We start from the raw sequence: 2,755 nt of genomic DNA, 5'->3' as shown, positions 1-2,755 counted from the left end.
AGGCCACCCGCTGCTGCTGTCCTCCAGAGAGCTCGGTGGGGTAGCGGTTTTCCCAGCCTTTCAGCTTGACCAACCGCAGCTGGGCCTGGATCCGCTCTTGTTTTTCCGCTTCGCTCAAGCCCGCAGGGATCCCAAAAGCGATGTTCTGGGCGACGGTGAGATGGGGAAACAGAGCGTAGTTCTGGAAGATCACCCCTACCCGTCGCTGAGCGGGGGGCAGCCGGATCCCCTGTTCGGCGTCAAACAACGCCCGCTCGTTGAGCAAAATGCGCCCACCATCCGGGGTTTCGATCCCGGCAATGCAGCGCAAAAGTAGGCTTTTGCCGGATCCAGAGGCCCCCAGCAGTCCTAATGGCCGCCCGTCGCAGCTCAGTTGCGCCTGCAGCTCAAACTGGGGCAGCTTCTTGTCAATGTCCACCCAGAGGCGGGGGGCCGGAGTTGAGAAATCCAGATCCCTTCTGGCCAGAACCCGCAGGGGGCGAGGGGGAAGCTGCTGCAGAGGCTGTCGCTGAAACCAAAGGTTAACTGCCGTCATCACCCCCAAGGACAACATCAAGACCAAGGCCGAGCTGATGGCCGCCCCCCGCATGTCCCCCGCCTGAACGGCAAAGAAGATGGCCATGGACAGGGTTTGCGTGCGGCCCGGGATATTGCCTGCCAGCATCAAGGTGGCGCCGAACTCCCCCAGAGCGCGGGCAAAACTGAGGGTAATCCCCGCCAGGATCCCTGGTAAGGCCAAAGGGATCAGCACCCGCGTAAAAATCTTGGCCCTACTTGCCCCCAGCGTGCGGGCTGCCGCCACCAGCGTCGGGTCGATCTGCTGGAAAGCTCCCAGGGCCGTGCGGTACATCAGGGGCAGGGCCACCACCGCTGCCGTGATCACCCCGGCATACCAGGTGAAGATGACCGATAGGTTCAGCGAGGCCAAAAGTTGTCCCAGAAGGGTTCGCCGGCCAAACAGCAGCAGCAACAGGAAGCCCACCATGGTGGGCGGCAACACCAGCGGCGCCAACAAGAGGGCCTCGATGAGAGAGCGCCAGCGACCTCGGTAGTGCAACATCCCGTAAGCCGCCAGCGTCCCCACCCCAAAGGTGATGCCCGTGGCCAAGCCGGCAATCCGTAGGGAGATCCAAAGCGGGGATAGGTCGTAGTCGCTCATTTGGAGTAACTCATCCGCGCCATTGCAGAGGGATCCCTCACAGGCGGATAAAGCCGTACTTCACAAACACCTCTGCTGCTTCTTCTGAGGTTAAAAACTCCAAGTAAGACCGTCCGGCGGGAGTATCGCGCACCAATGCCACCGGGTAGATAATTGGCGTAATGGGATCCGCCGTAGCCACTACTCGCACCCGATTTGAAAGCTGAGCATCCGAGGTAAACAGGATCCCAGCGTCGGCATTGCCCTGCTCCACCGCCGTCAAAATTTCCCGCACCGTGCTGGCAAACACCATCTTGGGCCGCAGCGTCTCAAACACCCCCGCCTCGGTGAGAATTTCCTGGGCATAGCGTCCGGCGGGCATGGCCTGCAGATCCCCAATGGACAGAACCCGGATCTCTTCCGCCACCAAGTCGGCAAAATCCTGAACCTTGGTTCTGGCATTGGCAGGCACAATTAAAGCCATGCGGTTGCTGAGAAGATCTCGCCGGGATCCCTCCACCAGCAGGTTTTGCTGGGCAAGGGCGTCCATAAAAGAGGCGGCTGCGAAAAATACCACGTCCAGAGGCGCCCCCTGCTCCACCTGTTGCTGGAGAAAGCCGGAATTGGCGAAGTTGTACTCAACCTTGATGTCGGGATAGCGGGCGGTGAACAACCGGTCGATTTCCGTTAAAGCCGGTTGCAAGCTCACCGCAGCCCCCACCAAAATGGGCTGAGATTGCGCCAAGCCGGGAGCCGACCCCCACCTCAAAGCCAGAGCGGCCAGGATCCCTAGGAATAACATTGCAGTTCTTCGTTTCATAGCCATTTTTCTTTGACCCGTGACGACTTTCAGAACAGGAAAATCCACCAATCGCTCGGTACTTTGACCATTAGAGGTTGCAGTTTGTATCTTCAGGATACATAATCTAGACTATTGGCAGCCCTTCCTCCCCAGAGGCAACGATAAGCATCTGATAGTATTGAAACCGGTGTTGAATGACCATCCGGCAAGCTCCTCTCTTGTTCAGTTCGGTCAACACCCCTGTTGCTCTGCTTGTTCAACAAAGGAGAAGTCATGCAAATCAGCACTCGCAACTTTTTTAAAGGAACTGTAAAAAGCTTCCAGGTGGGCATGGTCAATGCCGAAATTGTTCTGGAAGTTGCACCAGGCATAGAAATAACAGCCATTATTTCTAAGCACTCTGCCGAACGGTTGGGTATAGCAGTTGGAAAAGAAGCGTATGCTGCCATCAAAGCCTCGGATGTGGTCATTGCCGTGGATGAGTGAGTGGATGAGTGAATTGAGTAACTGGCCTAGACTTGATGTTGCCTGGGATCCAAATACAGGGCTTTGATAAGGCGCTGGCGATCGTTCAGGCTGATCTGAAGCCGATCATTCTCCACATCCCGCACCCAGCTCTGGCTGCGCCCCAGCCTCTGGGCCAATTCCCGCTGGCTGATTCCCTTTTGCCGGCGTGCCGCCGAGATATCTGCCCCACGCAAAGCCTTGCCTGAGGAAAAATCTTTTGGGTCTTCGGGATGGCAAGGGAGATCAGAGGCTGTTGCAGCAGGCGCAGACTTTGCCCTACGCTGCCGCCGAGATCCCGATTCTCGGGT

Annotated in this window: 4 protein-coding genes; 1 reads left to right on the top strand and 3 read right to left on the bottom strand. The window is 57.6% G+C overall.

Annotated features, from left to right (window positions below; all coding sequences use genetic code 11):
* Both modB and modA read right to left on the bottom strand, forming a co-directional pair.
* A partial coding sequence (gene modB / locus NW819_RS11445; protein ID WP_414413816.1) for a molybdate ABC transporter permease subunit occupies nucleotides 1–1,159 on the bottom strand: 1,159 nt, incomplete at its 3' end.
* Nucleotides 1,160–1,196: 37 nt separating this feature from the next.
* Nucleotides 1,197–1,958 carry a molybdate ABC transporter substrate-binding protein gene (modA, locus tag NW819_RS11440; protein ID WP_414413815.1) on the bottom strand — a complete coding sequence of 254 codons (762 nt, stop codon included), beginning with the start codon at nucleotides 1,956–1,958 and terminating at the stop codon, nucleotides 1,197–1,199.
* A gap of 255 nt (nucleotides 1,959–2,213) precedes the next feature.
* Between modA and NW819_RS11435 the strand changes: the two genes are divergently transcribed.
* Nucleotides 2,214–2,426 (top strand): TOBE domain-containing protein, encoded by a 213-nt coding sequence (locus NW819_RS11435; RefSeq protein ID WP_414413814.1) that lies wholly within the window; start codon nucleotides 2,214–2,216, stop codon nucleotides 2,424–2,426.
* Nucleotides 2,427–2,452: 26 nt separating this feature from the next.
* On the opposite strand, the gene NW819_RS11430 is transcribed toward NW819_RS11435, so the two are convergent.
* Nucleotides 2,453–2,641: a helix-turn-helix domain-containing protein gene (locus NW819_RS11430; protein WP_414413813.1), complete on the bottom strand. Its 189-nt coding sequence runs from the start codon at nucleotides 2,639–2,641 to the stop codon at nucleotides 2,453–2,455.
* Nucleotides 2,642–2,755: the final 114 nt, after the last annotated feature.

This window comes from Synechococcus sp. R8-2 (assembly GCF_047461715.1).
Lineage (GTDB): Bacteria > Cyanobacteriota > Cyanobacteriia > Thermostichales > Thermostichaceae > Thermostichus.
This window is presented reverse-complemented; position numbering and strand designations above follow the sequence as displayed.